Annotated in this window: 24 protein-coding genes and 1 riboswitch; of the genes, 9 read left to right on the plus strand and 15 right to left on the minus strand. The window is 43.0% G+C overall.

The features are described 5' to 3' along the window. Positions 1-70 precede the first annotated feature (70 nt). The gene (locus VTAP4600_RS03730) at positions 71-817 is read right to left on the minus strand and encodes a chromosome partitioning protein ParA (protein WP_231897860.1); all 747 of its coding nucleotides are present in this window, start codon (positions 815-817) and stop codon (positions 71-73) included. Between the two features lie 16 nt (positions 818-833). Next, a complete protein-coding gene (locus tag VTAP4600_RS25890; protein ID WP_172443061.1) occupies positions 834-992 on the minus strand; it encodes a hypothetical protein in 159 nt (52 codons plus the stop codon). A gap of 461 nt (positions 993-1,453) precedes the next feature. Further along, a riboswitch (glycine riboswitch) is annotated at positions 1,454-1,559 on the plus strand. Between the two features lie 93 nt (positions 1,560-1,652). Here VTAP4600_RS25890 and VTAP4600_RS03735 point away from each other — a divergent pair. Continuing rightward, positions 1,653-3,029, plus strand: a complete 1,377-nt coding sequence (locus VTAP4600_RS03735; RefSeq protein ID WP_102521564.1) for an alanine/glycine:cation symporter family protein — start codon at positions 1,653-1,655, stop codon at positions 3,027-3,029. A 72-nt stretch (positions 3,030-3,101) separates the two neighbouring features. Here the strand turns inward: VTAP4600_RS03735 and VTAP4600_RS03740 are convergent, their stop codons facing one another. Then, the gene (locus VTAP4600_RS03740; protein ID WP_102521565.1) at positions 3,102-3,740 is read right to left on the minus strand and encodes a LysE family translocator; all 639 of its coding nucleotides are present in this window, start codon (positions 3,738-3,740) and stop codon (positions 3,102-3,104) included. 191 nt (positions 3,741-3,931) lie between these two features. Between VTAP4600_RS03740 and VTAP4600_RS03745 the strand changes: the two genes are divergently transcribed. From VTAP4600_RS03745 to VTAP4600_RS03765, 5 genes are all read left to right on the plus strand, one after another. Next, positions 3,932-5,413: a carboxypeptidase M32 gene (locus tag VTAP4600_RS03745; RefSeq protein ID WP_102521566.1), complete on the plus strand. Its 1,482-nt coding sequence runs from the start codon at positions 3,932-3,934 to the stop codon at positions 5,411-5,413. A 113-nt stretch (positions 5,414-5,526) separates the two neighbouring features. After that, positions 5,527-5,874 (plus strand): rhodanese-like domain-containing protein, encoded by a 348-nt coding sequence (locus VTAP4600_RS03750; RefSeq protein WP_102521567.1) that lies wholly within the window; start codon positions 5,527-5,529, stop codon positions 5,872-5,874. 189 nt (positions 5,875-6,063) lie between these two features. Further along, entirely contained in the window at positions 6,064-6,504 is a 441-nt protein-coding gene (locus VTAP4600_RS03755; RefSeq protein ID WP_102521568.1) for a hypothetical protein, read from the plus strand. Positions 6,505-6,873: 369 nt separating this feature from the next. Beyond that, positions 6,874-7,395, plus strand: a complete 522-nt coding sequence (locus tag VTAP4600_RS03760; protein ID WP_172443062.1) for an outer membrane beta-barrel protein — start codon at positions 6,874-6,876, stop codon at positions 7,393-7,395. Positions 7,396-7,503: 108 nt separating this feature from the next. Beyond that, positions 7,504-7,986 carry an outer membrane beta-barrel protein gene (locus tag VTAP4600_RS03765; RefSeq protein ID WP_102521570.1) on the plus strand — a complete coding sequence of 161 codons (483 nt, stop codon included), beginning with the start codon at positions 7,504-7,506 and terminating at the stop codon, positions 7,984-7,986. A gap of 162 nt (positions 7,987-8,148) precedes the next feature. On the opposite strand, the gene VTAP4600_RS03770 is transcribed toward VTAP4600_RS03765, so the two are convergent. The 4 genes from VTAP4600_RS03770 to hrpA form a co-directional block, all read right to left on the minus strand. Next, positions 8,149-8,685 (minus strand): outer membrane beta-barrel protein, encoded by a 537-nt coding sequence (locus VTAP4600_RS03770; protein WP_102521571.1) that lies wholly within the window; start codon positions 8,683-8,685, stop codon positions 8,149-8,151. Between the two features lie 234 nt (positions 8,686-8,919). Further along, positions 8,920-9,387: an outer membrane beta-barrel protein gene (locus VTAP4600_RS03780; RefSeq protein ID WP_102521573.1), complete on the minus strand. Its 468-nt coding sequence runs from the start codon at positions 9,385-9,387 to the stop codon at positions 8,920-8,922. A gap of 307 nt (positions 9,388-9,694) precedes the next feature. Next, on the minus strand, positions 9,695-10,189 hold the full coding sequence (locus VTAP4600_RS03785; protein WP_102521574.1) for a porin family protein: 495 nt from the start codon (positions 10,187-10,189) through the stop codon (positions 9,695-9,697). Between the two features lie 155 nt (positions 10,190-10,344). Next, positions 10,345-14,289 carry an ATP-dependent RNA helicase HrpA gene (gene hrpA, locus VTAP4600_RS03790; protein ID WP_102521575.1) on the minus strand — a complete coding sequence of 1,315 codons (3,945 nt, stop codon included), beginning with the start codon at positions 14,287-14,289 and terminating at the stop codon, positions 10,345-10,347. Positions 14,290-14,482: 193 nt separating this feature from the next. Here hrpA and VTAP4600_RS03795 point away from each other — a divergent pair, with 193 nt between their 5' ends. Beyond that, the gene (locus tag VTAP4600_RS03795; RefSeq protein WP_102521576.1) at positions 14,483-15,070 is read left to right on the plus strand and encodes an FMN-dependent NADH-azoreductase; all 588 of its coding nucleotides are present in this window, start codon (positions 14,483-14,485) and stop codon (positions 15,068-15,070) included. An 84-nt stretch (positions 15,071-15,154) separates the two neighbouring features. Here VTAP4600_RS03795 and VTAP4600_RS03800 read toward each other — a convergent pair whose 3' ends face one another. Next, on the minus strand, positions 15,155-16,492 hold the full coding sequence (locus tag VTAP4600_RS03800) for a MipA/OmpV family protein (RefSeq protein ID WP_102521577.1): 1,338 nt from the start codon (positions 16,490-16,492) through the stop codon (positions 15,155-15,157). A gap of 170 nt (positions 16,493-16,662) precedes the next feature. Here VTAP4600_RS03800 and VTAP4600_RS03805 point away from each other — a divergent pair, with 170 nt between their 5' ends. After that, the gene (locus tag VTAP4600_RS03805) at positions 16,663-17,016 is read left to right on the plus strand and encodes a VC1380 family protein (protein WP_102521578.1); all 354 of its coding nucleotides are present in this window, start codon (positions 16,663-16,665) and stop codon (positions 17,014-17,016) included. A 139-nt stretch (positions 17,017-17,155) separates the two neighbouring features. Here the strand turns inward: VTAP4600_RS03805 and VTAP4600_RS03810 are convergent, their stop codons facing one another. Then, entirely contained in the window at positions 17,156-17,866 is a 711-nt protein-coding gene (locus VTAP4600_RS03810) for a sulfite exporter TauE/SafE family protein (RefSeq protein WP_415239673.1), read from the minus strand. 171 nt (positions 17,867-18,037) lie between these two features. Here VTAP4600_RS03810 and VTAP4600_RS03815 point away from each other — a divergent pair, with 171 nt between their 5' ends. Further along, the gene (locus tag VTAP4600_RS03815) at positions 18,038-18,481 is read left to right on the plus strand and encodes a tellurite resistance TerB family protein (RefSeq protein WP_102521580.1); all 444 of its coding nucleotides are present in this window, start codon (positions 18,038-18,040) and stop codon (positions 18,479-18,481) included. A 102-nt stretch (positions 18,482-18,583) separates the two neighbouring features. Here the strand turns inward: VTAP4600_RS03815 and VTAP4600_RS03820 are convergent, their stop codons facing one another. The 6 genes from VTAP4600_RS03820 to VTAP4600_RS03845 all read right to left on the minus strand — a co-directional run bounded on the left by VTAP4600_RS03820 (position 18,584) and on the right by VTAP4600_RS03845 (position 26,257). Then, positions 18,584-19,564 (minus strand): ABC transporter ATP-binding protein, encoded by a 981-nt coding sequence (locus tag VTAP4600_RS03820; RefSeq protein ID WP_102521581.1) that lies wholly within the window; start codon positions 19,562-19,564, stop codon positions 18,584-18,586. Then, entirely contained in the window at positions 19,561-20,565 is a 1,005-nt protein-coding gene (locus VTAP4600_RS03825) for an ABC transporter ATP-binding protein (protein WP_102521582.1), read from the minus strand. Before VTAP4600_RS03825 ends, VTAP4600_RS03820 begins: the two co-directional genes overlap by 4 nt. Positions 20,566-20,567: 2 nt before the next feature. Beyond that, on the minus strand, positions 20,568-21,455 hold the full coding sequence (locus tag VTAP4600_RS03830; RefSeq protein WP_102521583.1) for an ABC transporter permease: 888 nt from the start codon (positions 21,453-21,455) through the stop codon (positions 20,568-20,570). 10 nt (positions 21,456-21,465) lie between these two features. Beyond that, positions 21,466-22,419 carry an ABC transporter permease gene (locus tag VTAP4600_RS03835; protein WP_102521584.1) on the minus strand — a complete coding sequence of 318 codons (954 nt, stop codon included), beginning with the start codon at positions 22,417-22,419 and terminating at the stop codon, positions 21,466-21,468. 23 nt (positions 22,420-22,442) lie between these two features. After that, the gene (locus VTAP4600_RS03840) at positions 22,443-24,197 is read right to left on the minus strand and encodes an ABC transporter substrate-binding protein (RefSeq protein WP_102521585.1); all 1,755 of its coding nucleotides are present in this window, start codon (positions 24,195-24,197) and stop codon (positions 22,443-22,445) included. Between the two features lie 431 nt (positions 24,198-24,628). Continuing rightward, on the minus strand, positions 24,629-26,257 hold the full coding sequence (locus VTAP4600_RS03845) for an endonuclease (RefSeq protein WP_102521586.1): 1,629 nt from the start codon (positions 26,255-26,257) through the stop codon (positions 24,629-24,631). Positions 26,258-26,517 lie beyond the last annotated feature (260 nt).

Raw genomic sequence — 26,517 nt, forward strand, 5'->3', positions numbered from 1 at the left:
CAGTCTAAACTCAAAATGCAGCGAACGATTCGCTGCATTTTTTATTTCAGTCAATAAACAGAACTCGCGATTACAAACCTATGTCTTCACTCAATTGCTGAATCTGTTGTAGATCTAATCGGTGGACTTCCAGCATTTGGTCGATTTGGCTAAGTCTTGAACTTAATTCATCACTTTTATCACAGGCATCACTTTTGGAATCCCAAGACGTGCCTTCTAAGAACACATCACACTCTTTTTTCATGCGTTCTTTTTGCGGTAACAACTCATCTCGTTCTTTAACTAAGTCTTTCATTTCTTGTTTGATCGTCAATTCGCGCTGAAACACTTCACGAGAACGTTCAAATACCGTTGCTTGAAGATCAGCCTGACGGTTTAGCTTTTGATTATCATCGGCCGCCGCTTCTAAACTTTTCTTCTGCTTAGCGATTAGGTTTTCCTGATCCAAGTTTACTTTCTCAAGTTCAGTGACGCTTTTTTCTAACTCAGATATTGTCTTTTCGTACTCTGTCGTTAACTGGTCTGATTGAGTCGTTAATTGAACTTCCACTTTTGAGTCAAAGTCTTTTTGATGACTAAGCAAAGTTTGCTCCATCAGCACTTTCTCGCCTTCAAGTTTTTGAACTCGATTCTCAACACTCGAATAGGCTTGCTGCCAACTATTCTGGGTAAGAACAGAACCTGCTAACCCTCCAATTGCCAGACCTAATGAGGCGGCTATAGCGATATACAAATAAGATGTCTTATTACGCTCTTCAACAATCACGACTTCATCGTCGAGATCATCTCGTTCAATGGCTTCGTTTTCTTTACTCACTGTTACACTCCAAACATCAGCGAATGAGTTCCATCAAGACAATATAGATAACATAGCTTGCCGCACCCATTACTGAGGTATAAATAACGGCCTTTTGCAGTTTTTCGTTGGTTCGATATTTAAACAGCAAAACGGCGAGCCCAATCAAGACCCCGATAGCAATTAATCTAGTCATAGTAATCTCCCTTACCTCAATCAGTTATAACACTTTTTTTCCATGTTCGCGTTAGCGTAGTGTCGATGTTTTCACTAAACGACCAAGAATTATGCAAGCAATTATAAATTAGGTAGATGTTACTCAATCACTTGCTCTATTTGCGTGGATTACATTCGATATCGAACGACATGAAATCTTATTGAATAGGTAAATGAACAGGCGCAGTACATTACTGATAAGCATTTGATCAAAATCAGTTGAATTATTCAAAATTCCTGATAATCTCCTCGTCTTCTTGACGTTAGTGCGTTAAGAACAAACATAATCCACTAATTGGATTCGTGTTCCGATGAAGATGTACAGGAGAGCGGAATCTCTTTAATTAGAGAGACCTACCGAAGAAGCATAGCCTTTTACTGGCAGCAGTAAATCGCCGAATCTTTCAGGTGCTGTTTTAAGTAACAGTGAGGACTGTCATTGGAGGAACCTCTGGAGAGAACCGTTAAATCGGTCGCCGAAGGAGCAAGCTCACACACATATTATGTGTTGAGTGAAACTCTCAGGCAAAAGGACAGAGGAGTGAAAGGCTATACCATGTAACTCAATCTATTGAGCCATTTGCGGATCGTTGATCCCCTTTCTCTCTTCTCCTTATATGTTGTTTATTAAGGGGAAACCATGCAAGACCTATATTCATTTCTACAAATTGTCGACAACCTCGTTTGGGGTCCACCACTGCTAATTCTGTTAGTTGGTACCGGCGCATACTTCACTTTTCGACTCAACCTTTTGCAGTTCCGTCACCTGCCTACTGCGCTAAAACTTGTGTTTGGCAAAAACAAAAACCAAGAGAAGCAAGGCGATATTTCCAGCTTCGCTGCTCTGTGTACTGCCCTTTCGGCAACCATTGGTACGGGTAATATCGTTGGTGTTGCTACTGCTATCAAAATGGGTGGCCCTGGCGCTCTATTTTGGATGTGGCTCGCGGCTTTATTTGGCATGGCGACGAAATACGCCGAATGTTTGCTTGCGGTGAAATACCGTAAAGTTGACGATAAAGGCCAAATGGTTGGCGGACCAATGTACTACTTGCAGTACGGTGTAGGTTCAAAATTCTTAGCCGTCATGTTCGCTATTTTTGCTTTGGGTGTTGCCTGCTTTGGTATCGGTACCTTCCCACAAGTGAATGCCATTTTGGACGCTAGCTATCTGTCTTTTGGTGTATCTCGTGACGTTTCTGCCATTGTTTTAACTTCATTGGTTGCCATCGTGACACTAGGTGGAATCCAGTCTATCGCTAAAGTTGCGGGTAAAGTGGTACCAACCATGGCACTATTTTACATTCTTGCGTGTGTCAGTGTTCTAGCCATGAATGCAGACCAACTCGGAGCCGCGATTTCACTGGTGGTAAGTTCCGCATTTACCAATACCGCAGCAAGTGGTGGCTTCTTAGGGGCTAGCATTATGCTTGCGATTCAATCTGGTATTGCTCGCGGCGTATTCTCTAACGAGTCGGGACTTGGTAGTGCACCAATGGCGGCGGCAGCAGCGAAAACAGACTCTTGTGTCAAACAAGGCCTGATTTCAATGACAGGCACCTTCTTCGACACCATCATCATCTGTACCATGACTGGCCTCACGCTTATCCTAACGGGTGCTTGGCAAGGCGATCTTGCTGGCGCAGAGATGACGACTTACGCCTTTTCAGTCGGCTTAGATTCTGAATCAATCGGCCCGATGATGGTATCAGTTGGTTTGATGTTCTTTGCGTTTACTACCATTCTAGGTTGGAACTACTACGGCGAGCGCTGCGTGGTTTACTTGATGGGTACCAAAGCCATTCTACCTTACAAAATCATCTTCGTAGCGTTAGTCGCATCAGGTGCTTTCTTAAAGTTGGACATGATTTGGGTTATCGCAGACATCGTAAACGGCCTAATGGCGATTCCAAACTTAATTGGTTTGATTGCGTTAAGAAGTGTCGTAATTGAAGAAACCAAGCGATTCTTTGATATTGAGTCTGGCTTACAATCATCGAAACCAGTTCAAGCATAATCTAGAACGACAAAGTCCGCGATAACTGCGGACTTTGTTATTTCTGTCTAAGCGATGTCTATACGATGGCTGCTATAAAGGCTCTTCCATAATAAGCTTCACACCCAATGCAACCAAAACCACACCTGTCGCTCCTTCAAGCCAACGTACAAATGATGTATTACTCAAGGCACCTTTCGCTCTATTGATCATCAGCGCAATACTACATTGCCAAACCATAGCAATAAAAAAGTGAATCGACGCCATTAACAGCGACTGTAAGAATGGCGAATAATCTGGGTGAATAAACTGCGGTAGAAAAGCCAGATAAAACACGGCAGTTTTAGGGTTCAACACATTGGATAAAAAGCCTTCTTTAAGTGATTTCCTCCAATCCCCTTGAGAGCCACTGTTTACCGCTTCAATTTTTAAGGCATCACCACCGCGCCACATGGTTTTTAATGAGCCAATTCCTAACCAAATAAGATACGCGGCGCCAACCCATTTCATAACCATAAACATTTCCGCAGATTGCAAGAGAATGGCCGAGATACCAATAGCAGAGAATGTGGCGTGGACGAACAACCCCAAGCAAATACCTAAGCTAGTTATGCTCCCTTGCAGTGCACCATTACGGCTGGTATTACGGATAACCAAAGCCGTATCAAGCCCAGGCGTTAATGTTAGGATAGTAATGGCAATCAAAAAAGCTTCAATATTCAGTAGTTGCATAGTGAGGATCGAATAAATAAATCATTCCATCTGTATATCAATTGTTTCAAAGCTTGGAAAGCGAAGTTTACAGAAAAAAGTCGAGTCAACCCGAATAGGTAAACAAATTGAGCATGATTCGTTGTTAAATAGTTGCTATAGTTTGGCTTGGATTTCGTTCCGCTCGTTTAAGCTACAAAATAAGGATTACCATGAGCTATTACAAAAAACTTGTCGACCATAACTTGAAGATCTCACGCTTCAATCATCTCTCAGCAATCTGTGGCTGGGATCAGGCTGCAATGATGCCTAGTGGTGGCAACCAAGCTCGCTCGGAAGCAATGGCAGAACTGTCTGTTCACGTTCACACTCTATCAACTCAGCCACAACTTGCTGAATGGTTTGATAAGGCTGAGCAAGAATCTCTTTCTCCGACTGAAACCGCCAGCCTGCGTGAAATGAAACGTACCTGGAATAATAGCAATGTGCTGCCAGAAGCCCTCGTGGAAGCAAAAGCCCTTGCCGGTTCTAAGTGTGAGCACGCATGGCGCAGTCAACGCGGCCAAAATGATTGGCAAGGTTTTGAAAAAAACTGGCGTGAAGTGGTTGAGCTTTCTCGAGAAGAATCTCAGATTCGTGCCGATGCTGCTGGCTTATCACCTTACGATGCCATGCTTGATCTCTACGAACCTGGCACGAATACCCAATTCCTCGAAGGCTTATTTGGCGACGTAAAAACGTGGCTACCTAACCTCATTGATCAAGTTATTGATAAACAGAATCAAGAACAAATCATTCAACCAAGTGGCACTTTTCCAACACAAAACCAGCGCGAACTTGGGTTGGATGTAATGAAGTTACTTCAATTCGACTTCAACCACGGTCGCCTTGATGTCAGTGTTCATCCATTTTGCGGCGGTGTGCCTTCGGATGTCCGCCTAACGACACGTTACTGCGAAAGCGACTTTGTTCAGTCTTTAATGGGCACGGTTCATGAAACAGGCCACGCTCGATATGAGCAAGGTTTACCAAAATCATTAGCAGGGCTGCCAGTTGGAGAAGCGCGTTCAATGGGTGTGCACGAGTCTCAATCTCTATTTTTCGAGATGCAGTTAGGCCGCAGTGACGCATTCATTAAAATCTTATCAGAAAAAGCTGCACACAATTTCGGACGTCAGTCTGACTCGGCGTTTTCTTATGACAACTTCCACAAGCTTTACACCAAAGTGGATAAAGGCTTCATTCGTGTCGATGCCGATGAGCTAACCTACCCTGCCCACGTTATTCTTCGTTACGAAATTGAACGTGACCTGATCAACGGTAAAATTTCCCACACTGATGTACCAGAGCTTTGGGCCACCAAGATGAAGCAATACTTGGGTCTTGATACGGTAGGCAACTACACCAACGGATGCATGCAAGACATACACTGGACAGACGGCGCATTCGGCTACTTCCCAAGTTACACACTTGGCGCGATGTACGCGGCGCAACAAATGGCAACAGTTAGTAAGCAGTTGAACGTTGAAGACGTGATTAACTCTGGTGATTTAACACCTATTTTTGACTGGCTAGGCAGTAACATTTGGGATAAGGCGAGTACGCTTTCAACCAATGATTTGATGATTCAAGCAACAGGTGAAGTATTGAATCCTAGTTTCTTTAAGAAACACTTAGAGGATCGCTACTTGTAACGAATACCGTTATTCCATATTTGGTATTTTTAAGGGCGCATATCAACTCGTATATGCGCCCTTTTTCTATATACTAAGGTGAAACATTCACCAGCTTGCTATCGAGAAAAACTATGTTTAAAAATCTACAGGTTGTACTTTTTGCTTTCACGATTTTGTTTTCCCCTTTTTCAATGGCGTCGGAACGAGCAGAGCAAGGTTGGCAACTGATAGAACAAGGTGCTCTGATCGTCGATGTACGAACGCCTCAAGAATTTGATGATGCGCATTTAAACAATGCCCTGAACTTCCCGTTACATGAACTTGATAAACACTTTTCATCCATAAACAAAGACCGCGTGATTGTGTTGTACTGCCGAAGCGGTAACCGTTCAGGCCAAGCTTATAACTATTTACTCGAACAAGGGTTTACTCACTTGCACAATGCCGGTGGCCTACAAGAAATGCAAACATCTAAGTAAAATAGTCCTGCATGAATGCCGCTTTATCCTAGTCACGCAGCCTCATTACGCTGTCAGCGAACGTAAACTGTTAATTAAACTCTTTATCAATTCAATGCATGACATAGCCCTGACAATAATATGTTTGACGTCAACCATTCAAGCAAGCATAATGCGACGTAAAACCACATATTATATAAAAGGTCATCTATGACATCGTTTGGTAAAATTATTGCTCTCGTTCTTGCTGCTTCTACACTAGGCGGCTGCTCTGCTTACAACATGGCAAAAGCTGCAAAACTGCAGTCTGATTACAACCTGTTAACTGGCCAAAACGAAGCTATTTTTAACTCTGATAATGGCAATCAATACATGATCCCTGCTGCTCATGATGAACGCCACCCAAAAATGCTTGTTTGTTCTCAAATAAACGGCTTGTTTGTTGAAGTAACGGAAGATGACCTACGTGAAGTAGCGAACGAGTTTCTGACTAAAAACAAACCAGGTTTAGAAGCTGGCGCTGGTGAAGAGCAATCTGCAGTAGCAAACCAAAAGATCTGTTGGGAATTTGAAATCAACCAACCTCAACCCATTGGTGCTTACCTAGACGAAGAGACCGGTGAAGTTGTTGTTGTAGGCCAAAGCAACTAATCATATCTCACCATTTGATAGTATTCAGAATGTTTAAAGGCGATCTTGTGATCGCCTTTTTTTATAACTGTTAAACTATTTCGACCAAACCTATCAAACACTTTTGTAAAAATCCCGAAAATTCAGCTAGATAGCTCAAGGCCTTTCCATTGAAAGTAACAGATCCCTTTAAGTTTCTCGTACATTTCTAGACTTTATATAACCCTGACAAATATCCAACACATAAGATTTGATGGCAAACTATGTGCTTTATATACTCGCCGCCACAAACAAGGTATTACGAGATACCTTAACCTTAATTTAGTAAACCCTATCACACTGTCAGGAGACACGCTTAGCAAGGAAATGCTAACTACTTGGAGTTTCAAAGTGAAAAAATTGCTATTAGCTACGGCTGTTCTTGTCTCTACTAATGCCTCTGCACTAGATTTCACCGTTCTTGCTGGCGTTGACAGCAACAATGGCCCAGCGGTTGCTGCTGAAATTGGTGTTGGCTCTGCACTAATTGGCTTTCAAGCTCTTGGGAATGTAGAGCAGAAAAACGTCATTGGCGCTGATGAACATAACCCTGAAGGCCACGATTTAATTCAAAGCCAAAAAGACGTTACTTTCTACACTGGATATCGTTTCGAAAATGGTATTGCCGCTAAAGCCGGTTTTGCAATGAGTACGTTTGAAGGCTCTATCAGTGACCAACGTCAAGGTCCAATCACACATGCAGTTTTCCGCCCTATGTTAGGTTTAGGCTACGACTTCAGTAATACATGGTCAGTAAATTTACACTATACAACCTCTGCGAATGTTGAGTCTTTTCAAGATGAAACACTTAACAAATATTCTGAATACACATTTGAAGACAGCGTAACCATCATGGCTGGTTTCCGCTTCTAACCAAATTATAGAAAGAAGAGACGTTTCTCTTTTTTCAGTAACACATCACCAACTTACTGTTTATGGATTTAACCAGCACGGAATTGCTACTTTCCGGAGTTCTATAAAATGAAAAAACTATTGATTGCCACTGCTATTCTTGCGTCTTCTGCTGCCTCTGCAAACGTTGACTTCACTCTTTTAGGTGGTATTGATACTCAAAATGGTCTTAACCTTGCTGCTGAAGTAGGTTTTGGTCAAGCTGTAGTAGGTGTTAAGGGGCTTGGCAGTATTGAAGAAACATTGATGCTAACTCAAACTAACACTTTGACAGGTACTCAAAATGATACAACTGTTTATGGCGGCTACCGTTTAGGTAATGGCATGGCTATTAAAGCAGGTGCGGTATTTTCTAGCTATGACGTAAAAATCACAGGAACATCTATCGATGATTCTAGATCTACCATTCGACCTATGGTTGGTTTCGGTTATGACTTTAGCGACAACTTCACTATGGATGTACATTATACAGCATCATCAGAACTTAATGCCGAAGGCCGCATTATAACTCTAGATGACAGCTTCACTTTCCTAGCTGGCTACCGCTTCTAAGAAAACCTCTAACACCTATTTATCTAAGCCCTAGATGACTGTCATCTGGGGCTTTTTTGTGGCTATTTAGCAATTAAGAACTAATCTGACATAAAAAGCACCAACCGAAGTCAGTGCTAAAATAAAATCTTATGATCGCTATAGAGCAGCAGCGAACTGATATTACATAAAGTGCAAAGTAAAATTCACGCCGATATGTTCAACATTACCGTACTTAGTTTCATACTTTTGCGCCAAGACACCAGCAGACAAGCCTTCACTGAAGAAGTAATCTGCGCCTACACCGTACATATAGCCATGACCACTTTCTGTCTCGTAGGTATGCTCTGTTTTACCATCAATTTCAAGAGTTGTCTCACCACTCCATGCATGTCGGCCAAGCTTTGCATAAAGCTGCACCGGGCCCACCATTACTTGAGGTTTAAGGGCGAAATAGAAAGAATCAAATTGAGAAACATCTTTAATATTAACTAAGTCATTCTCAGGAAGCCACAACTCTTCTTGTTTACCATGCCCTTGAAATCCAATTTCAACGCCTAAAAACGACAAAAGATTTGCACCAACATATGCACCAACTCCAACGTCTTTCTGTCCATCGAGTGAAGCTTGACCTGCGTTAAGACCAATGTAGGCATTAGTGTCTGCAATAACGTTGAATGATGAGCCCGCAACCAGTGCTACGATAAGTAACTTTTTCATGGGTGTACCTAAAAGGGAGAAATATAATTTAGATACAATATCAAACAATATTGTCAGTATGCGACATTTTGGTCAGAACAATGTCATTATGTTTAACTTAGAACATAATAAGGAAATGAAAAGGCAGCTTTACTTTCTCAAACCTGACAATAGAAAACAGGCACAAAAAAAGCGACCCAACCGAGAAATGGCAAGTCGCTCTCTGGCATAGTTAGAAATAATTCCCACTACGACTTATAAGAAATGAATCGTTGCTGTTAGGTTGAACGAGCCAATGTTACCTGAGTCTGTTTTAAAGTTTTGGTATGCACCACCAACAGACAGCATATCAAACATAAAGTATTCAACACCCACGCCATACATTGCATCGGTGCCATCTTGATTTGGAGCACCTGAATGCGCAGCCTTATAACTGTGAACACCAGCTTTGCCGTATACGTGCAATGGACCCAAATCAATACTAGGCTTAACAGCAAAGTAGTATGAGCTCATATCCCAGTTGTTGATTTTGCCGTGGTTGTTGTAACCCGCTTCTAAACCAATGATTGGAAGAATACCAGTACCAACATGGAAACCAGCCGCTGTTGCATTCTTACCGTCTAGGTCAGACTGGCCAATATTTGCGCCTGCATACAACCAAGAATCCGCTGCTGCCGTCGATGCAACACCTGTTAGTGCCAATGCTAATAGAATCTTTTTCATTTTTTTCCTACTACTTAATACGCGAATACAATGCGAATATACTTAACAATCATGATTGCTTAAGTATAGATCCTTACCGCATTTATCGGCTGAAATTGAAAAAGCTTTAATCCCTACAAACTTTAAACTCGCTAGACGAGCACATAAAAAGCGCACGTCAAAAATTTGGGCTGATTCTATATCTTTTAGTCTAGGCGACGCAAACTCATTGTAATAGGAACTTACAACTCACCCCTAATTTGACCCAAAAATGACAAAAGGCACCGAACGATTCGGTGCCATAAGAAAATGATTTTAAAACTGATACTTATAAGAAGTGGAACGTCGCTGTTAGAGCGAACTGATCAGAATTAACGTCAGCCGTATTACCACCCATTTTAAACTGCGTCCATGAAGCGCCAACGGAAAGGTTATCAATCAAATAATATTCTGCACCAAAGCCATACATAAGATCTGTGCCTGTATCGTCACTTGAAACGCCACTGATCTCTTGGCTCCAAGAATGAAAACCAGCTTTTGCGTATACTTGAATCGGACCTACATCAATACTTGGCTTAGCTGCCACATAAATAGTTGATGCTTCAATGTTAACAGAGCCGACTGATGCGTCACCCAGTTTCTGGTAGCCCGCTTCTAAGCCGATAAACGGTAAAATACCGGTACCTATATGAGCGCCAAACACCGTGGACTTATCTGAGTCAATATTAGATTGGCCAACGTTTGCCCCTGCATAAATTAGAGCATCGGCCGCTGCCGTTGAAGACATGCCAAGCAATGCCGCTACGATAAGAATCTTTTTCATGAGATACCTTTATTAATCCATTGAATTACAAGCCATCTTTGGCTTTAGTTATCCAAATTTAGTGCTTTTGTGAATAACTAAAGCACTAAATCACTAAATCACTAAATCACTAAATCACAATCTACTATAATTTGAAGCTGTTATATTTGGCTAATTCAAGCAAAGTCTATGCCAACGTCGGATTGAAAATCTGAGATGACATTTTTTACTCGCTTATCCGACACAGGATAAGGCGTGCCTAACTGTTGAGCAAAAAAGCTCACTCGAAGCTCTTCTAGCATCCAGCGAACTTCTTTAACAGGCTCTGGTACTGGCACACCTTTCGGGATCTTATTCAACAGCTCTTTGTAGTCGTTTGTTACCGACTCTATTCGGATCATGTGTAATCGATCTTTATTTGGGTCAATCGGCAGTTTTTCCATTCTACGCTCAATCGCTTTCATATAGCGAAGAATATCGGGTAAACGCTTCCAACCACATTCCGTTGCAAAACCTTTAAAGATCAAACTTTCAATTTGGGCTTTAATGTCCGACAAAGCAAACGCCATGGTAAAGTCGATTTTTCCCTTTAGTTTCTTATTAATTGCAAAAGCCGTCGTTAGGATAGTTTCCACTTGCTGGGCAATGTCCACAACGGTATCGCCTAGCTCTGCTCTGATCTTTTCTTTGGTTTGCTCGAACTGTTCAGGGTCCCAGACCATGCCACCATTTTGTTCGAGTAGCTTATCAATGCCACAAGAAATACAGTCATCAATCAAATCAAGCACTTTACCGTAAGGGTTAAAGTATAAGCCCAGTTTTGATTTGTTCGGCAAGTTAGAGTGCAAGTACTTAATCGGTGATGGCACATTCAACAGCACCAAACGACGCTGACCTTGGCGCATGGCCGAATGTTGCTCTTGCTCTGTTTCAAATAGCTTTATTTCAACACTGTCTTTGTTATCCACCAGTGCTGGGTAGGCTTTCACTTCAAAACCACCACGTTTCTGCTGGTAGACTTTTGGCAATTCGCCAAAGCTCCACGTATGTAGGCCTTGCTGTTCAATATCATCATCCGCCACTTGTGACAGAGTCTCTTGAACCTTATCTTTCAAACTCTCTTTGAGTTCGTAAATATTTTTATGTTCTTTTAGCTTACGGTTACGATGATCAACCGCACGATACGTTACCTTCAAGTGCTCAGGGATTTGCTCTAACTTCCAGTCTTCTCGTAAAACTTCAACCCCAGTAATGCGACGAAGCTCTTTCTCGAGCGCATCTAACAATGGCGTTTCCATTGGTGTGACACGGGCTAAAAATGCATCGGCATAGTTAGGAGCAGGGACGAAATTGCGTCGCAGTGTTTTTGGCAAAGACTTAATTAAGCTCACAACCAATTCATGTCGTAAACCCGGAATCTGCCAATCGAAGCCGGTTTGATCCACCTGATTCAAAATAGGTAACGGCAGATGAACGGTTACCCCATCGTTGTCGTCGCCGGGTTCAAATTGGTAGCTCAATTTAAGCTTCAGACCATCTTGATGCCAAAAGTTTGGGTAGTCCAAGTCGGTAATGTGGCTAGCATCGCCCTTAAATAGCATCTCTTTTTCAAAGTTCAGCAATTCAGGCTCAGATTGAGATTTAATTTTCCACCAGCTGTCAAAATGCTTGCCTGAAACCGCTTCTGTACTAACACGTTGATCATAAAAATCGGCCAATTCGTCGTCGTCGATCAAAATATCGCGGCGACGAGATTTGTGCTCTAATTCTTCAACCTCTTGCAAAAGCTTGCGGTTTTGCTTGAAGAACTTGTGCTTGGTTTCCCACTCACCTTCAACCAACGCAGAACGAATGAAAATTTCACGGCTCACAACAGGATCGATGTTGCCATAATTAATGGTGCGTTTAGGCACAATTGGGATGCCATAAAGCATCACTTTTTCATGCGCCATTACCGCAGATTGCTTCTTAGACCAATGTGGTTCGCTATAGCTCCGCTTTATTAAGTGCTTCGCTAAAGGCTCGATCCATTCCGGTTGGATTTTGGCAATAATGCGCCCCCAAAGCTTGGAGGTTTCAACTAATTCAGCTGACATAATCCACTTAGGCTGTTTCTTAAATAACCCAGAAGCTGGGAAGATATTGAAACGAGCGTTACGAGCACCTTGGTACTCGTTCTTTTCTTGGTCTTTAACGCCAATATGCGATAGCAGCCCAACCAGCAAGGCACTATGAATACTTTGATAACTGCCCGGCTGTGAATTCAACTTGGTGTCCATTTCTCGCATGGCTTGATGGACTTTGAAGTACACATCTTGCCACTCACGAACACGCAGGTAATTGAGGTACTCTTTCTTACATTGCTTACGGAATTGATTCCCAGAAAGTGCTTTTTGTTGCTCTTGAATATAATCCCATAGGTTAACAAACGTAATGAAATCAGATTCTTTATCATTAAAGCGACGATGTTGCTCGTCAGCCGCTTGCTGTTTTTCGCTCGAGCGTTCACGCGGGTCTTGTATAGACAACGCAGACACGATCACCATCACCTCTTTAAGGCAACCAATTCGTGACGCTTCAATCACCATGCGAGCCAAACGAGGATCAATCGGCAAACGCGAGATCTGACGGCCTAGTGGTGTCAGTCGCTTTTTAGAATCTTCCTCTTTCTTGGTACTGACGGCAAGCGCACCCAATTCTTCCAGCAGGCGCACGCCATCTTGAATATTGCGTTTATCTGGCGCTTCTACAAATGGGAAAGCCTGGATGTCACCCAAACCTAATGCCGTCATTTGCAAAATAACCGACGCCAAGTTGGTTCTTAATATTTCAGGATCGGTAAATTCAGGGCGCGATAAGAAATCGTCTTCAGAATACAGTCGAATACAAATACCTTCATCAACACGGCCACAACGGCCTTTACGTTGATTAGCACTCGCTTGAGAAATTGCTTCAATCGGCAGGCGCTGAACTTTGGTTTTGTAACTGTATCGGCTAATTCGAGCTGTACCCGGGTCAATGACATACTTGATACCCGGCACCGTCAGTGACGTTTCTGCCACGTTTGTTGCCAATACGATGCGGCGGCCAGAATGAGATTGAAATATTTTATTCTGTTCCGCAGAAGACAGGCGCGCATACAAAGGCACCACTTCAGTGTCACGAATTTTACGCTTGGTGAGAGCATCTGCAGTATCGCGAATTTCTCGTTCGCCATTCATAAAGATCAGGATGTCCCCTACCCCTTCATCGCACAGTTCATCTACCGCTTCAAAAATACCTTCAAGTTGATCTCGGTCGCTTTCGCCGTCGTCTGCATTTAATGGTCGGTAGCGTGTTTCTACAGGGTAGGTGCGCCCCGACACTTCAATGATTGGAGCATCTCTAAAGTGCTTTGAAAAACGTTGTGGGTCTATCGTCGCCGAAGTGATGATCACTTTCAGGTCTGGACGGCGAGGAAGCAATTCTTTTAGATAACCCAAAATGAAATCGATGTTTAAGCTACGTTCGTGCGCTTCATCGATAATAATCGTGTCATATTGGTTAAGAAAACGATCGTGTTGAATCTCAGCCAGTAAAATACCGTCTGTCATCAATTTAATTTGAGTGTTTTCAGAAATTTGGTCGTTAAAACGAACTTTATAGCCAACAAACTCCCCGAGCTTGGTTTCCATCTCTTCGGCAATACGGTTTGCTACTGAGCGCGCGGCTAAGCGACGTGGCTGTGTATGACCAATAAGCCCGTACTTGCCTCGCCCTATTTCACTGCATATTTTAGGGAGTTGTGTTGTTTTACCCGAACCCGTTTCACCCGCGACGATGACCACTTGGTTCTCTTCAATCGCTTTGGCAATGTCGTCACGCTTTTGACTAACAGGAAGCAGTTCAGGATATTCGATGGTCGCGCTTGCAGAGATGCGCTGCTGCGCCGTCATCATTGATTTGGCAATGTCCATTGCAATTTCATCAAATACCGCATTACGAGATTCGTCTTTTTTTATCTTACTCGCACCGAAAATTCGCTTTTGTAAACGAAAGCGGTCTTTGAACATGCATTCTTTTAGTGCCGCTTTAAGGCTTGCAGCACTGTTTTGTTGTTTTTTTGGCTGTGACGAGGTCAAAGCAATACCTATCTGACTATAGCTTTAAAAATTGGCGCGATTGTATCACACACCATTCAATTCCTTAATCTTTCCGCCTTGTTCGATTTTTTTGAATATGATGAGCACATTTTTCGCCTTATCTCGATTTCTGCAATCGCATAACATCTATCTCAACAACACTGCCTGTTGATGAAAATATAAGGAATACAATATGTCTCGCTTACTCGTACTAAAATCAAGCATCCTTGGTGGCTACTCTCAATCAAACCAAATAATCGAACAACTAACGGCAACGCAACCTGGTGAGCAAATTATCGAGCGCGATCTTGTGCAAGATGCTTTACCAATGTTGGATATGAATGTGGCAACCGCACTGCGCGGTGGTGATGAGCTTAGCCCTGAACAACAAGAAATTTTAGCGCTGTCTAACACTCTGATTGAAGAAATTAAGCAATCCGACACCTTGATCATTGCCGCGCCAATGTACAACTTTACGGTACCGACGCAGTTAAAAAACTGGGTTGATATGATCGCCCGAGCAGGCGTAACCTTTGCTTATACTGAGCAAGGCCCAAAAGGATTACTTGAAAACAAGAAAGCCATTGTCGTGACGACTCGAGGTGGTATCCACAAAGATGCAGCAACCGACATCATCACACCATACTTAACCACGGTGCTTGGCTTTGTTGGAATTACCAACGTGGAGTTTGTGTACGCGGAAGCATTGAATATGGGTGACGAAATGGCGAAACAAGGCCTAGACAGCGCGAAAGAACAACTTAGCGCTCTATCCCTGTAACCTTTAATCCAAAATAACAAAGGGTCAGCACTAAGCTGACCCTTTCGTTTTTACATTCACGATAAGACGTTTTTATTGAACCAACTAAAAATCGTACTGCAAGTAAACCGTGTTGTAGTTACTGCCACCTTTAATACGGCCAAACTGAGAAGCCTTTTCAAAGATAGACGAACGGTGATGCAGAGAGTAACCAATCCACATGTTTTCCCAATCTGACTTACCTACGATGTCACCCACGTTGATATCAAAAGATATATCAAGGTAGTTCATCAAAGGGCTGCCATTAGCGTACTCTTTTTTCTCAAGTTCACTACTTTCAATATAGGTTGGGTGCTGAACATACGAAACACCTTCTGCCACACCGAATTTCCAACGTACCGGCCAATCAAATGTGTAGTACGCTTTGATAGCCACAACGTATTCTGGGCTCGATTTCTGAGTATCACTTTGCCAATGCCATGCCACGCCTGGTGTTAAGTAAACGTCTAACGGCAGGCCGAACAATTCGTCAGTCAGTGGATGACCATAAAAGAACGACGTCATTTTGTTATTATTTGGATCCGATTCGCCCTTGCCTTGGAAGATATCGCCCATGTCCGATGGGGTAGCAAAACCTTGAGCAATTCTCATATACGGTTTTGCACCGATCTCTGACTTTCTCGGTACGCTGTTGTCGTTAGAAAAACCAAAGCCGACAAAATACTCACTTGCCCATTGCTCATTTACGGTACTTGCACCATAAGCGGCGCCATCTAAACGAGTAGCGAAAGCAGAACCCATTAGATACAAATTAGAAGTCACATGATAACGAGCCTCAAAGCCCATTTTGAAATCGACGCCACCACCGATTCTCTCCCCTGTTAAACTTTCTGCCGCGTAATATTGAGAATTGAAATCAGCCGTTTTGTAGCGCATCTGAATACTCGGCTTAAAGTCCCAGCTTTCAGTTAAGTACTCGGCCGTTGCTTTGACGTTACCGTGAAATCGCCCATGGCTATCACTTAGCACTTCCACATCGGTATACCAAAACTCATCCATGTTGTGGCGATACTGCATACCCAAATCAAACACGTCTCCGCCAAACTCATTTTGTTTGGATGCAGGTAAATCAACAAAACGTAAGCGAGTAAATGCGTTTACTTGCCAATCATCTTGTTGGTATAGATGCGCACCACCTTCCAATCCATCCATGTAAAAGCGCTCGCCCTGATAATAAAACATAGGAACAAACGTGCTTACCGATGTATCTGAGGTGCCCGGAAAATCATGAACAAGGGAGGCAGAACGATAAGCGGCGCTTAGTCCCCATTCCTGCTCAGATTGCGCAAATGCAAAAGAGGATGACAGAGCTGAAATAGCGCAAAGCGTTATAATAGGCTTAGAAAGAAGCGGTTGTTCAAGAAGCTGTTTATTAAAAAGCATGGATGCCAATACTCATGTTTAACGGTGACAAATTGAAGTTTCGAAGACGAAAGAAAACTAATTGATTCTTATATCAAGATATATAGCTAAAAAGAGCAATTTACTTTAAGATGCTCGCCACTTTGCCGCTACAATAACGTATATAGCGACGTATAATATAAAAAATCATTGTGAAAGTATCGGAATTATTAAAATTACTTAAGAATCTTCCAAGTGACCTAGACCTTGACGTCGTTACTGGAGAAGAATGGCTACCAGAACGTTTGCTTTCTACTAAGCAAGACGGCGATTTCCTATTTCTTGAATTTGACAATCAGCCAGAAGATGTTGGGGGCGAGATCGAAGCCCGAGGTTTTGTCGAACATGAAGTCACTATGCTCAAAGACAAAATTGTACAACTGATCAGTGAGTCTGATGACATCGATGTTAAAGCGGATGCTTTACTCACCCTACTGCTCATCAGCCATGAAAACTCCTCTTCTGATGTGATAGAAATCCTAGAAGAAGACGCCAGTCAACATTGATAAACGTTAATTAGCGAAAAAAAAGGAAGCCAAGTGCTTCCTATTTTTATTGCAACGATCAATCAGCCCATCTCTAGATCTTATCGTTTAGTCTTTAGTCTTTAGTCTTTAGTCTTTAGTCTTTAGTCTTTAACCAAACTTAAACCGCCTGCCAAATAGCGCCAACGCCACTCACTGCGCACAATACCAACGCTCCGTAACGAATCCAGTTTTTCGAAAAACGATCCACACACTTGCTTGCCAAAAAGTAGCCTAACCAAGCCGCAGGGATCAGCGGAATCGTGAGTTCAACATGTTGCCAAGTTAAAAAACCGATTGGGATCTGCACAATAAGAGAAATAATAGAGCTGAAAACAAAGAACGCGGAAAGATTACCACGCAGTGCGTTCGCATCTTGGTGTTGAAGTAGCAATGCCATCGGCGGCCCACCGATACTGGAACTTGTGCCCATAAAACCAGAAAAGAACCCGGCGATGCCCATTCGCATAGGCGTGGGTTCAATTCGAAACGGCAGCAAACTCACCGCAACCGCCATCAACACGAAAATACCAAGCCACAATGACAAACTGGAGACCGAGACGTATAAAAGTAGTGCCCCTCCAGCAATGGAACCCGGAACACGGCCTATAATCGCCGCTTTTAACCCGCCGAGAGACACATTCGATTTGTGCTTATATGCGTTAAGCAGAGAAATAAACAGCGCGACAAGGCAGATAGGAGCCGGAACATATAACGGAGAAATCAAGAACAAAAGTGGTGCGGCCACAATAGCCAAACCAAACCCAATAGCACTTTGAACAAATGAGCCAAGAAAAATAAGCCCCATAGCAATTAATGTTGTCGATTCCATGCTCATCACCTCGGCGAAATAGGCCTGTATTCTATCGGCAGCTTCCTGATTTATCGAGCAATATCGAACACATCGTTTGTAAATTGAATGTAAGAAACCCGAACAAGCCTTGTTTTTATCGCCAATGAACACTATTTATGTAAATAGATGTTTACCAATAAGAGAGTCCACATGATTGGCGTACTATCCAAAATATTCAAGCAACTGGTAGAGGGGCAAGATCTCTCTGCAAGTGACAAATCAAACCCAGACCTTGCGATTGCGTCGCTATTTTGTGAGGTAGCTAACGCTGATCATAATGTTGGAAAATTAGAGCAAGAAGCAAAAATATCCATGTTAATGAAAGTGTTAGAGGTGGATGAATCTAAAGCTAAAGTCTTGCTGGAAGCTGCCATTGAACAGTCAGAGAACTCCGCATCACTGTATGACTTCACCTCTCAGTTAAGACACTTAGAACAAGAAGAACGTTTCTCTATCGTTAAAGCTATGTGGCAAGTCGCTTATTCTGATGGTGAACTGGATCCAATGGAAGAAGCGGTTATCCGCAAAGTCGCCGAGCTGTTGTATGTTGATCACGCCGAATTTATCCGAGCCAAATTGCAAGTTACCGGTTAGACATCCAAAATCAATACACACAAATGTTGAAAGACAGATTTAAAACAGCCCCATTTGATGGCAAATGAGGCTGGAAGTTAACAGGTTACTTCATAATTAGCATCAATCAGCAAACAGATGGCAAGTAACAAGATGTTCAATACCATTGTCACCAAGGTTGTGCACTTGAGGCACTTCTTTACTGCATCGGGTGGTTGCTTGTTTACAGCGAGTTCTAAACGTACAGCCACTTGGTGGGGCAAGCGGTGATGGCACGTCTCCTTCTAATGGAATCGTCTCGGATACTATGGTTGGATCAGGCACAGGAATCGCCGACAACAAAGCTTGCGTATACGGGTGCTTGGGGTTTCGGTATAGCTCTTCGGCTGGTGCTTTCTCTACCATACGACCAAGGTACATCACCCCTACTTCGTCACAAATATGTTGAACGACCGCCAAATCATGAGCAATAAACAAGAACGAAATACCTTTCTTCTCTTGCAACTCTGCAATTAAATTAAGTACTTGTGCTTGAACTGACACATCTAATGCGGAAACAGGCTCATCTGCAACAATAAACTTAGGCTCTAGTACCAAAGCCCTGGCGATGCCTACCCTCTGTCTTTGACCGCCAGAAAACTCATGAGGGTAACGATTTAGCGCTTGAGGCCGCAATCCAACAATGGCCATGACTTCGGCTATTTTTGCTTCCCGTTCTTCTATCGTACCGACTTCGTGGGTATCTAAAGGCTCACGTAATATGTCATGAATGGTCATTCTAGGGCTTAACGAGGCAAACGGGTCTTGAAAGATTATCTGCATATCTTTGCGAAGCGCTTTTAAACTCTTTGCGTCTAAGTCGACCACATTCTGACCGTTAATTTTCACGCTGCCAGATGTAGGCTCTAATAGACGAAGAACACAGCGACCTAATGTCGATTTACCGCAACCCGACTCGCCAACTAACCCTAGAGTTTTGCCTTTTTCAATCTTAAAGCTCACATCATCAACCGCTTTACACAGCCCTTTATTACGCTTAAAGAAACTCTTACCCACGGTAAAGTGCTTTTTTAACCCAGAAACTTCTAATAGAACATCGGTCATGACATGGCTCCTACCCGTTGGCGTTGATCGTCATAGTTAAAACACGCTACTTGATGCTCAGTCTCACCCAATAATTTAGGCGAACTTTGCTGGCAGTGAGCAGAGATTTTTTCACAGCGATCCGCAAAACGGCAGCCATTTGGTAAATGGAATAAATCTGGGACTACCCCTTCAATTGTCGGAAGACGTGGTATTTTCTTATCCCGCACAATAGGGATAGATTTCAAGAGGCCTTGCGTATATGGGTGCTTAGGGTTGGCAAAAATATCCTCAACTCGTCCTTGTTCGATGACTTCACCGCAATACATCACCACCACGCGTTTGCAAGACTCGGCAACCACACCCAAATCATGGGTCACGAGTACAACGGCCATATTCAGCTCTTTTTGCAGGCGCACCATCTCTTTCATCACTTGCGCTTGAATGGTCACATCTAGCGCTGTCGTCGGCTCATCAGCCAGTAACAGTGATGGCTTACACGAGAGCGCCATAGCAATCATCACTCGCTGACGCATGCCGCCAGAAAGCTGGTGAGGGTACTCGTTAACACGTTGCTCTGGTGCCGGAATGCCAACGGTTCTTAGCATGTCAATGGCACGCTCTTTCGCTTCAGCTTTAGACACTTTGTTATGGTTACGGATCACATCCACCATTTGAGTGCTGATCTTCAAAACAGGGTTAAGTGCGGTCATCGGCTCTTGGAATATCATCGAGATATCGTTACCGCGGATCTTGCGATATTCCTTTTCGCTCAGCCCTATTAGCTCGCGTCCTTTAAATTGAATACTTCCATCAACGATCTTGCCAGGTGGTGATGGCACTAACCCCATGATAGACAGCGAACTCACCGACTTACCACAACCCGACTCACCCACAATACCAATGGTTTCCCCCGGCATTACGTTGAAACTTGCTCCATTGATGGCTCTAACAACGCCTTTATCGGTTTTGAACTCAACCGTTAAGTTGTCGACCTTTAATAAGGGTTCATACTGAGACATGATCAAACCTTCCTTGGGTCTAGTGCATCTTGCAGAGAATCAGAAAACATATTGAACGCCAAAACCAACACAAACAGCATGCCTGAAGCGGCAAAGAAGTTACTGAAATGGCCCGCCGTCACTTCGCCGCTTGCTTCAGAAATCATTAAGCCCCAGCTAATGCTGTCTTTAATACCTAAGCCTAAAAAGCTCAAGATCACTTCACTCTTAATTGCAGTGATAAAGAGCAACGTCATTTCAACCAACAAAATGTGTGTTGTATTGGGCATTAAATGCTTAAAGATGATTTTGTAGGTCGGAACCCCTAACGAGTGCGCCGCTTCGGTAAATTCCATGTTCTTAAGCTTGATGACTTCGCCACGTACGACCCTCGCAGTGCCTGTCCAAAATGCAAACATCATAGCGATGTGCATGGAGTAAGGGTTCCCATCAAGCGCGACTGCAATAGCGGCAACCAATAAGAAATACGGTACACAATCAATACTGTTCATTATCCATAAGACAAATTCATCTAACACCGTACCTGAATAATATCCCATGAACGAACCCGCGATCGCGCCAATGGAAGTGGCGAACAAAGCCACAATCAGGCCAACCTCAAAAGCAGTTTTAGTGCTGTAGATGGCTCGTTGAAATATGTCTTGCCCGTTAATCGTCGTGCCAAACCAATATTCGGCCGTTGGCCCCATTTGACCGCTTGCGAGTAGCTCGTCCCATTGCTGGGCAATTAAGCCGCTCCAGACCAAAATAGCGATAGCAAAATACGCACTGACAACAAAGAGGCTCACCATACCTAGGCGATCTCGTTTGAACTTTTGAAGAGCTTTACTCCACAGAGATTCACGTTTGAGCGGTTTTTCTACTGGCTCAACATTGAGTATATCCGTCATAAAAATGTCCCTACTTTAATGAAATACGCGGATCAACCATTTTGTAAAGCACGTCTACAACACTGACGACGCCGATAAACAAAACAGTAATTAACACAATCACGGCCTTCAAAACCGGTAAGTCACCGGTTGTGATGGCATCGTATGTGATTAACCCTATACCCGGAATACCAAAGTAACTTTCCAGCAACAATGACCCGCCAATCACCACGAATGGGATCGAAAATACAATACGGGTAATGATTGGAATCATGGCGTTTTTCAAGACATGCTTAAGCAAAATCATGGTTGGGTTGTGACCAAAGGCTTTCGCAGTTCGAATGTGATCTCGTGTTGTTTCTTCAACAATGATAGCTCGATAAAATCTCGTGCTATAACCAACCGAAACAAATACGGAACACATGGTTGGGACAGTAATGTAATACAGGTAGTCCGAAAGGGAGCTCACATCCCAGCCGTACACTGGGAAGAGGTTAAGCCCGTAACTGGAACAGAAGATCAACTGCAATGCGATAATAACAATCAAGTACGAAATGCTCATACCAACAACAGAGCTAGACATGATTATTTTGTCTAGCCACGTCCCTCGATGCTGGGCAGCAAACAACCCTAGAGCAATACTGATCACATGACCCAATACAAAACCAGGCAATACCAGAGCCAAAGACACTGGGATCGTTTTACTCAGAATGCTCGTTACCTTTTCACCACTTGAATCGGAATAGCCGAAGTCAAAGGTGATCACTTGATGCAAGTACTCCATATAACGTACAAAGAATGTTTTGTCGTAACCTAGCTGGTGACGAATCTCATTGATCTCTTCAACAGTTGGGTTTCTACCTAACAAATCATAGGTTTTATCAGGCCCGAAATAGACCATTAATACAAAACTGATCAACGTAACGCCAAGTAAAAGTGGCATGCTATAAATCAATTTTCGGATGCAATATTTCAACGTTTCCATGTTGTTTTCGTCCTACCTATTCGCTACTTCACATCAACGTATTTAAAGTAATTTCCGATGATGTCGCGTTGAGGCCACATGATTGCTTCCTTGTGCCAAACTTGAATACCAGTACGAGAGAAGCCACTGATACCGACGCAATCATCCACTAGAATCTGATTCAATTCTTTGTAAATCGTCGTACGTTCAGGACTTGGTTGCATCACAGACGCTTTTTCAAATAGTTCGTTGTATTTCGGGTTGTTGTAGTTAGCACTGTTTGAGCCTGGAGAACGGTTTGGCCCATAGTACAATTGCAGTGTATTTTCCGCATCTGGGTAATCTAGCCCCCAAGCCATACTGATCATCTGCGTTTTGCTGTTCTTCACATCACGGTTGTAGTCACCAAATGTTGCGTAAGATTTGAATTTGATTTTCTTCTTCGGATAACCAATCTTGGTCAAGTTACCGCGAAATTGTTCAAAGAACTGCTTAGCACGAACACTGGAAACCGATGGGTAATACAGCACTGGCAAGTTTTTAGCATTCCAACCGTTCTCTTTCAATAATGCTTTAGCACCCGCTAAATCTTGCGTAATGGACGTTTTGTCCATATTTGGATCAAAGCCATCTGTCCCCGGGACGATAAAACCTGGGTAGGCGTTACCTAAGCCGAGGTAAAAACGAGAAACACGCTCAGGCCAGCTGAACGACTTAATAATGGAACAACGAAGTGCTTTGTTTTGAGCATTGGTCTTTGCATCATCGGAATGGCCAAAATACTCATCGTCAAAATTGAACACGTTGTAGACAAAGCCAGGCTCAGTTGATGCGCGGAAGTGGTACTTATCCGCATACTCAGGCTTTAGTTTTACTGGGTGTTTTGATTCTAAAACCGTATCAAGTTGTTCATTCTGCAAAGATGAATTTACAATCTCATTACCTTTAGTAAAGGAATTCCAACGAGCCGATGCTTGCTTGATCCAGTTCGCTTCAATTCGGTCAACAATTGGGAGGGTCTTCCCCTCGAGCTCTGCGATGCCTGTACCGCCATGCACGACAGGATCGTAACCTTCTTTTTCAAGGCTGAACACTTCATGTCGGTAACTTGGGTTTTTCTCAAGAACCGTTTTGGTACTGTTATGAGAAATCAATTTGTAAGGGCCACTGCCCACTGGGTGAACTGAAAATTCACGGCCATACTTTTCAACGGCTTCTACAGGAACGACTCCTGCATAACCCATTGCTAGTGTGTACGTCAGTTGCGGGTATGGTTTTGTCAGTGTAATTTGAATTGTATAGTCATCGAGTGCTTTTAAACCCTCAACAGGCTTACTGTAATCGGCTCCGTCTTTCTTCCATTGATCTAAGCCTGCAATTTTACCGGCCCATAACCAAGAACCTTGAGAACGGTTTGCCGGATCAAAATGGCGTTTAACGGAATAAACAAAGTCACTCGCGATCAATTCACGGCCTTTACCATCTTTAAACGCTTCATCATCAATGAACGTAACCCCTTGCTTGATTTTGATTGTATACGTCAAGCCGTCTTCAGAAACCTCTGGCATCCCCGTAGCAAGACTCGGTTTCAGCTCGTAAGGAGAGTTAAGATATTTGTATTCATATAAGGTGTCGTATACGGCCGTAACAATCGTATTACTGTACTTGGTGCCAGACTGAACAGTATCAAACGTTGTTGGTGTACCATTGTCAGAGAATTTAAACACCTTCACTTCGTCTGCAACGGCAAATGAAGCGGCCATCATCGCAGCCAGTGGTAAAAGTTTAAACTTGGTCATACAAATTCCTTTTTGTGTCTCTGAGAGAGCGTTTTAAAAAATCAACATTGCTTTAGTGTTAGCAAAATCCATCAACCATATAGGCTCATGTCGCCACAAAAACTAAAACCATAATTTGAACACGGTAACTATGAAACCTCAGGCATTAGATAAAAGTCAACAAAACCCATATTTTATTCATAAAATGAATATCAAAAATCTCACACCCGCTCACAAAAACCACATAAATTCCCATTACGAAACATTTTTACGGCACAAATCACTAGTTCAATAAATTAGTTAGGAATAAACAATAGCCAGTAAGTGACTTATCAAATCAAGGGGATAACAATCCATGATAAATGGGAATGGCTTCACACGAGCAAAAAACGAAAAAACCCCAAGACAAGAGCCTTGAGGTTTCAGTAAATGAGTCTTTGGAGATTACTCTATCATTGCCCCCAAATTGCGCTTACAAATTCAGGATGATCGATATAAGGATTACGGTTACCTTGGAAATTGAATACGGCCTGGTTGCGATCAATTTCTTTTTGACTGACAGGATCAGCTTTGTGCCACTGTTTAAGCATTGTGAGTAGCCAAGGTTCGAATACCGTAGTGTTCGTTCCATTGAGTACGGCATTCGCGCTATCACTGTTACCTTCCCAATTAGCAATCGCATTCTCGTAACGAGTTGCCATGTAAAAGTATGCACGAGCAAAATCCCCTTTGAACTCATCGACCGGTTCAAATACCGTTCCAGCATAACCAAGATCTGAACGAGCAGCACCCAATTTCGACCCATTGCTAGAGGTGTAAGTTGCGCTACCTACCTCACCAAATGGCCAATTACTGCGTTTGGAATTAACGTAACCATCAGTGGCGAACAAATGATGGCCATCCGAGTTCATTGGCTCAACTTTGCCGCCAAACCAACTTTTAGGGAATGAATGTTCACGGTTATAACAGTCACCTTCTCGGCGGTACTGACCACACTGGTCAGTCACTTTGGTAAACGACACCGAATCCGAACCTGCTGGCTTTTCTGAATAGACATCCAAAATCGAGCCGTCTTTTTCATAATAACTATCAATATCAGCAGTCTTTACAAGATTCCAAATATTGCCATAACCTTGACTATTGTGATCACGAATGACGCTATATAGCGCAGTTTTCAATGCAAAACCTGTTTTACCTTGTGCCGCTTTATAGTAGTCGCCCAATACTGGAGGTTCGACAGGATCTATCGGACCCGTTCCGCCGATTTTAAACGTTAAAGACTGAGTTTTTTGGAACTCACCCCCTGAAACCAACGACTTGCCATCCACTTCAATCTTGAAAGAGCCATCGCCAGAGCTACAACATATACCATCGCCATAAGAGTCATTAATTTCGAAAGTGTAGTCGCCATCGCCTAGGCACATGGCTTTAGTGTACGTGGTACTGTTGCTGTAACCCGAACCGCTATACTGTTCTTGAGCATGGCTATTTTTAAGTAGCCAACTGGTTTCTGAAGCGTATTGATCCGTAACGAGAGTAAGCGTTGCTTCTGTCTGACCGCAAGTCTCCCCTGTTGGTGGAGTTGTGCCCGCTTTGGTTGGCTGAAAGTTATCTAAGTACACCACTTCGGAGCCATCAAAACCGCTTACATCGTAAAACCGCAGCCCTACGACGATACTTTTATCCGCGGTTGCGGTATAGCGATAAGCAACGTCCTGCCACTGATTGGCTTTGCTTGGCACACTGTAATCGCGATACCCATCAACATATAAACGAGCCTTAACGCCACCTTCAGTATGGAATACTGAAACTGAGAAGTCATAACTCTTACCTTTTTCTACACTGAGTGATTGCAATAAATCAGTACTGCTTTGAGAGCCCGTATTTACAACAACTTTTGCAGACAGTCCTCCGCTTTTAACTTGGTCTGACGTGGGTGAAACACTGATACCACTATCAATGGTTGACCACCCAGTCGGAGTACTTCCACTCCACTGTTCAAAATCCCCATTTGTTACTTGCGCTATTGCACTTTGTGACAACAACGTTGCGCCAACAAGGGATAAAATTCCATATTTCATGTATCCACCTTTTTTATATGTCGCGATTTCTATCGCGGCTAAAAGAATAAGAGCTCACCCTGGTTAAAAAACCAACTCAGATCTCAATTTATAAATTAAGGATGTTACATATTGCTTACAATTTTGGCAGGTATCACACAATAAACACGAACGGTACTCAGTGATCTACGGTAAAGCCCTAGGTACAAAGTAAATTAGGTACGCTTTCCTGAGTTTGACTCGATATAAAAAAGCCGAGAATATGAATTCTCGGCTTTATA

It is taken from the genome of Vibrio tapetis subsp. tapetis, from assembly GCF_900233005.1.
GTDB lineage: Bacteria > Pseudomonadota > Gammaproteobacteria > Enterobacterales > Vibrionaceae > Vibrio > Vibrio tapetis.

Excerpts from the sequence above, each read along its gene's own strand:
- VTAP4600_RS03765 (WP_102521570.1), top strand. The coding sequence starts at position 7,504 with ATGAAAAAACTATTGATTGCCACTGCTATTCTTGCGTCTTCTGCTGCC.
- VTAP4600_RS03825 (WP_102521582.1), bottom strand. The coding sequence starts at position 20,565 with ATGTCTCAGTATGAACCCTTATTAAAGGTCGACAACTTAACGGTTGAG.
- VTAP4600_RS03735 (WP_102521564.1), top strand. The coding sequence starts at position 1,653 with ATGCAAGACCTATATTCATTTCTACAAATTGTCGACAACCTCGTTTGG.
- VTAP4600_RS03845 (WP_102521586.1), bottom strand. The coding sequence starts at position 26,257 with ATGAAATATGGAATTTTATCCCTTGTTGGCGCAACGTTGTTGTCACAA.
- VTAP4600_RS03815 (WP_102521580.1), top strand. The coding sequence starts at position 18,038 with ATGATTGGCGTACTATCCAAAATATTCAAGCAACTGGTAGAGGGGCAA.
- VTAP4600_RS03830 (WP_102521583.1), bottom strand. The coding sequence starts at position 21,455 with ATGACGGATATACTCAATGTTGAGCCAGTAGAAAAACCGCTCAAACGT.
- VTAP4600_RS03780 (WP_102521573.1), bottom strand. The coding sequence starts at position 9,387 with ATGAAAAAGATTCTATTAGCATTGGCACTAACAGGTGTTGCATCGACG.
- VTAP4600_RS03740 (WP_102521565.1), bottom strand. The coding sequence starts at position 3,740 with ATGCAACTACTGAATATTGAAGCTTTTTTGATTGCCATTACTATCCTA.
- VTAP4600_RS03810 (WP_415239673.1), bottom strand. The coding sequence starts at position 17,866 with ATGGAATCGACAACATTAATTGCTATGGGGCTTATTTTTCTTGGCTCA.
- VTAP4600_RS03770 (WP_102521571.1), bottom strand. The coding sequence starts at position 8,685 with ATGAAAAAGTTACTTATCGTAGCACTGGTTGCGGGCTCATCATTCAAC.
- VTAP4600_RS03745 (WP_102521566.1), top strand. The coding sequence starts at position 3,932 with ATGAGCTATTACAAAAAACTTGTCGACCATAACTTGAAGATCTCACGC.
- VTAP4600_RS03840 (WP_102521585.1), bottom strand. The coding sequence starts at position 24,197 with ATGACCAAGTTTAAACTTTTACCACTGGCTGCGATGATGGCCGCTTCA.
- VTAP4600_RS03755 (WP_102521568.1), top strand. The coding sequence starts at position 6,064 with ATGACATCGTTTGGTAAAATTATTGCTCTCGTTCTTGCTGCTTCTACA.
- VTAP4600_RS03820 (WP_102521581.1), bottom strand. The coding sequence starts at position 19,564 with ATGACCGATGTTCTATTAGAAGTTTCTGGGTTAAAAAAGCACTTTACC.
- VTAP4600_RS03795 (WP_102521576.1), top strand. The coding sequence starts at position 14,483 with ATGTCTCGCTTACTCGTACTAAAATCAAGCATCCTTGGTGGCTACTCT.
- VTAP4600_RS25890 (WP_172443061.1), bottom strand. The coding sequence starts at position 992 with ATGACTAGATTAATTGCTATCGGGGTCTTGATTGGGCTCGCCGTTTTG.
- VTAP4600_RS03835 (WP_102521584.1), bottom strand. The coding sequence starts at position 22,419 with ATGGAAACGTTGAAATATTGCATCCGAAAATTGATTTATAGCATGCCA.
- VTAP4600_RS03785 (WP_102521574.1), bottom strand. The coding sequence starts at position 10,189 with ATGAAAAAGATTCTTATCGTAGCGGCATTGCTTGGCATGTCTTCAACG.
- VTAP4600_RS03750 (WP_102521567.1), top strand. The coding sequence starts at position 5,527 with ATGTTTAAAAATCTACAGGTTGTACTTTTTGCTTTCACGATTTTGTTT.
- VTAP4600_RS03800 (WP_102521577.1), bottom strand. The coding sequence starts at position 16,492 with ATGCTTTTTAATAAACAGCTTCTTGAACAACCGCTTCTTTCTAAGCCT.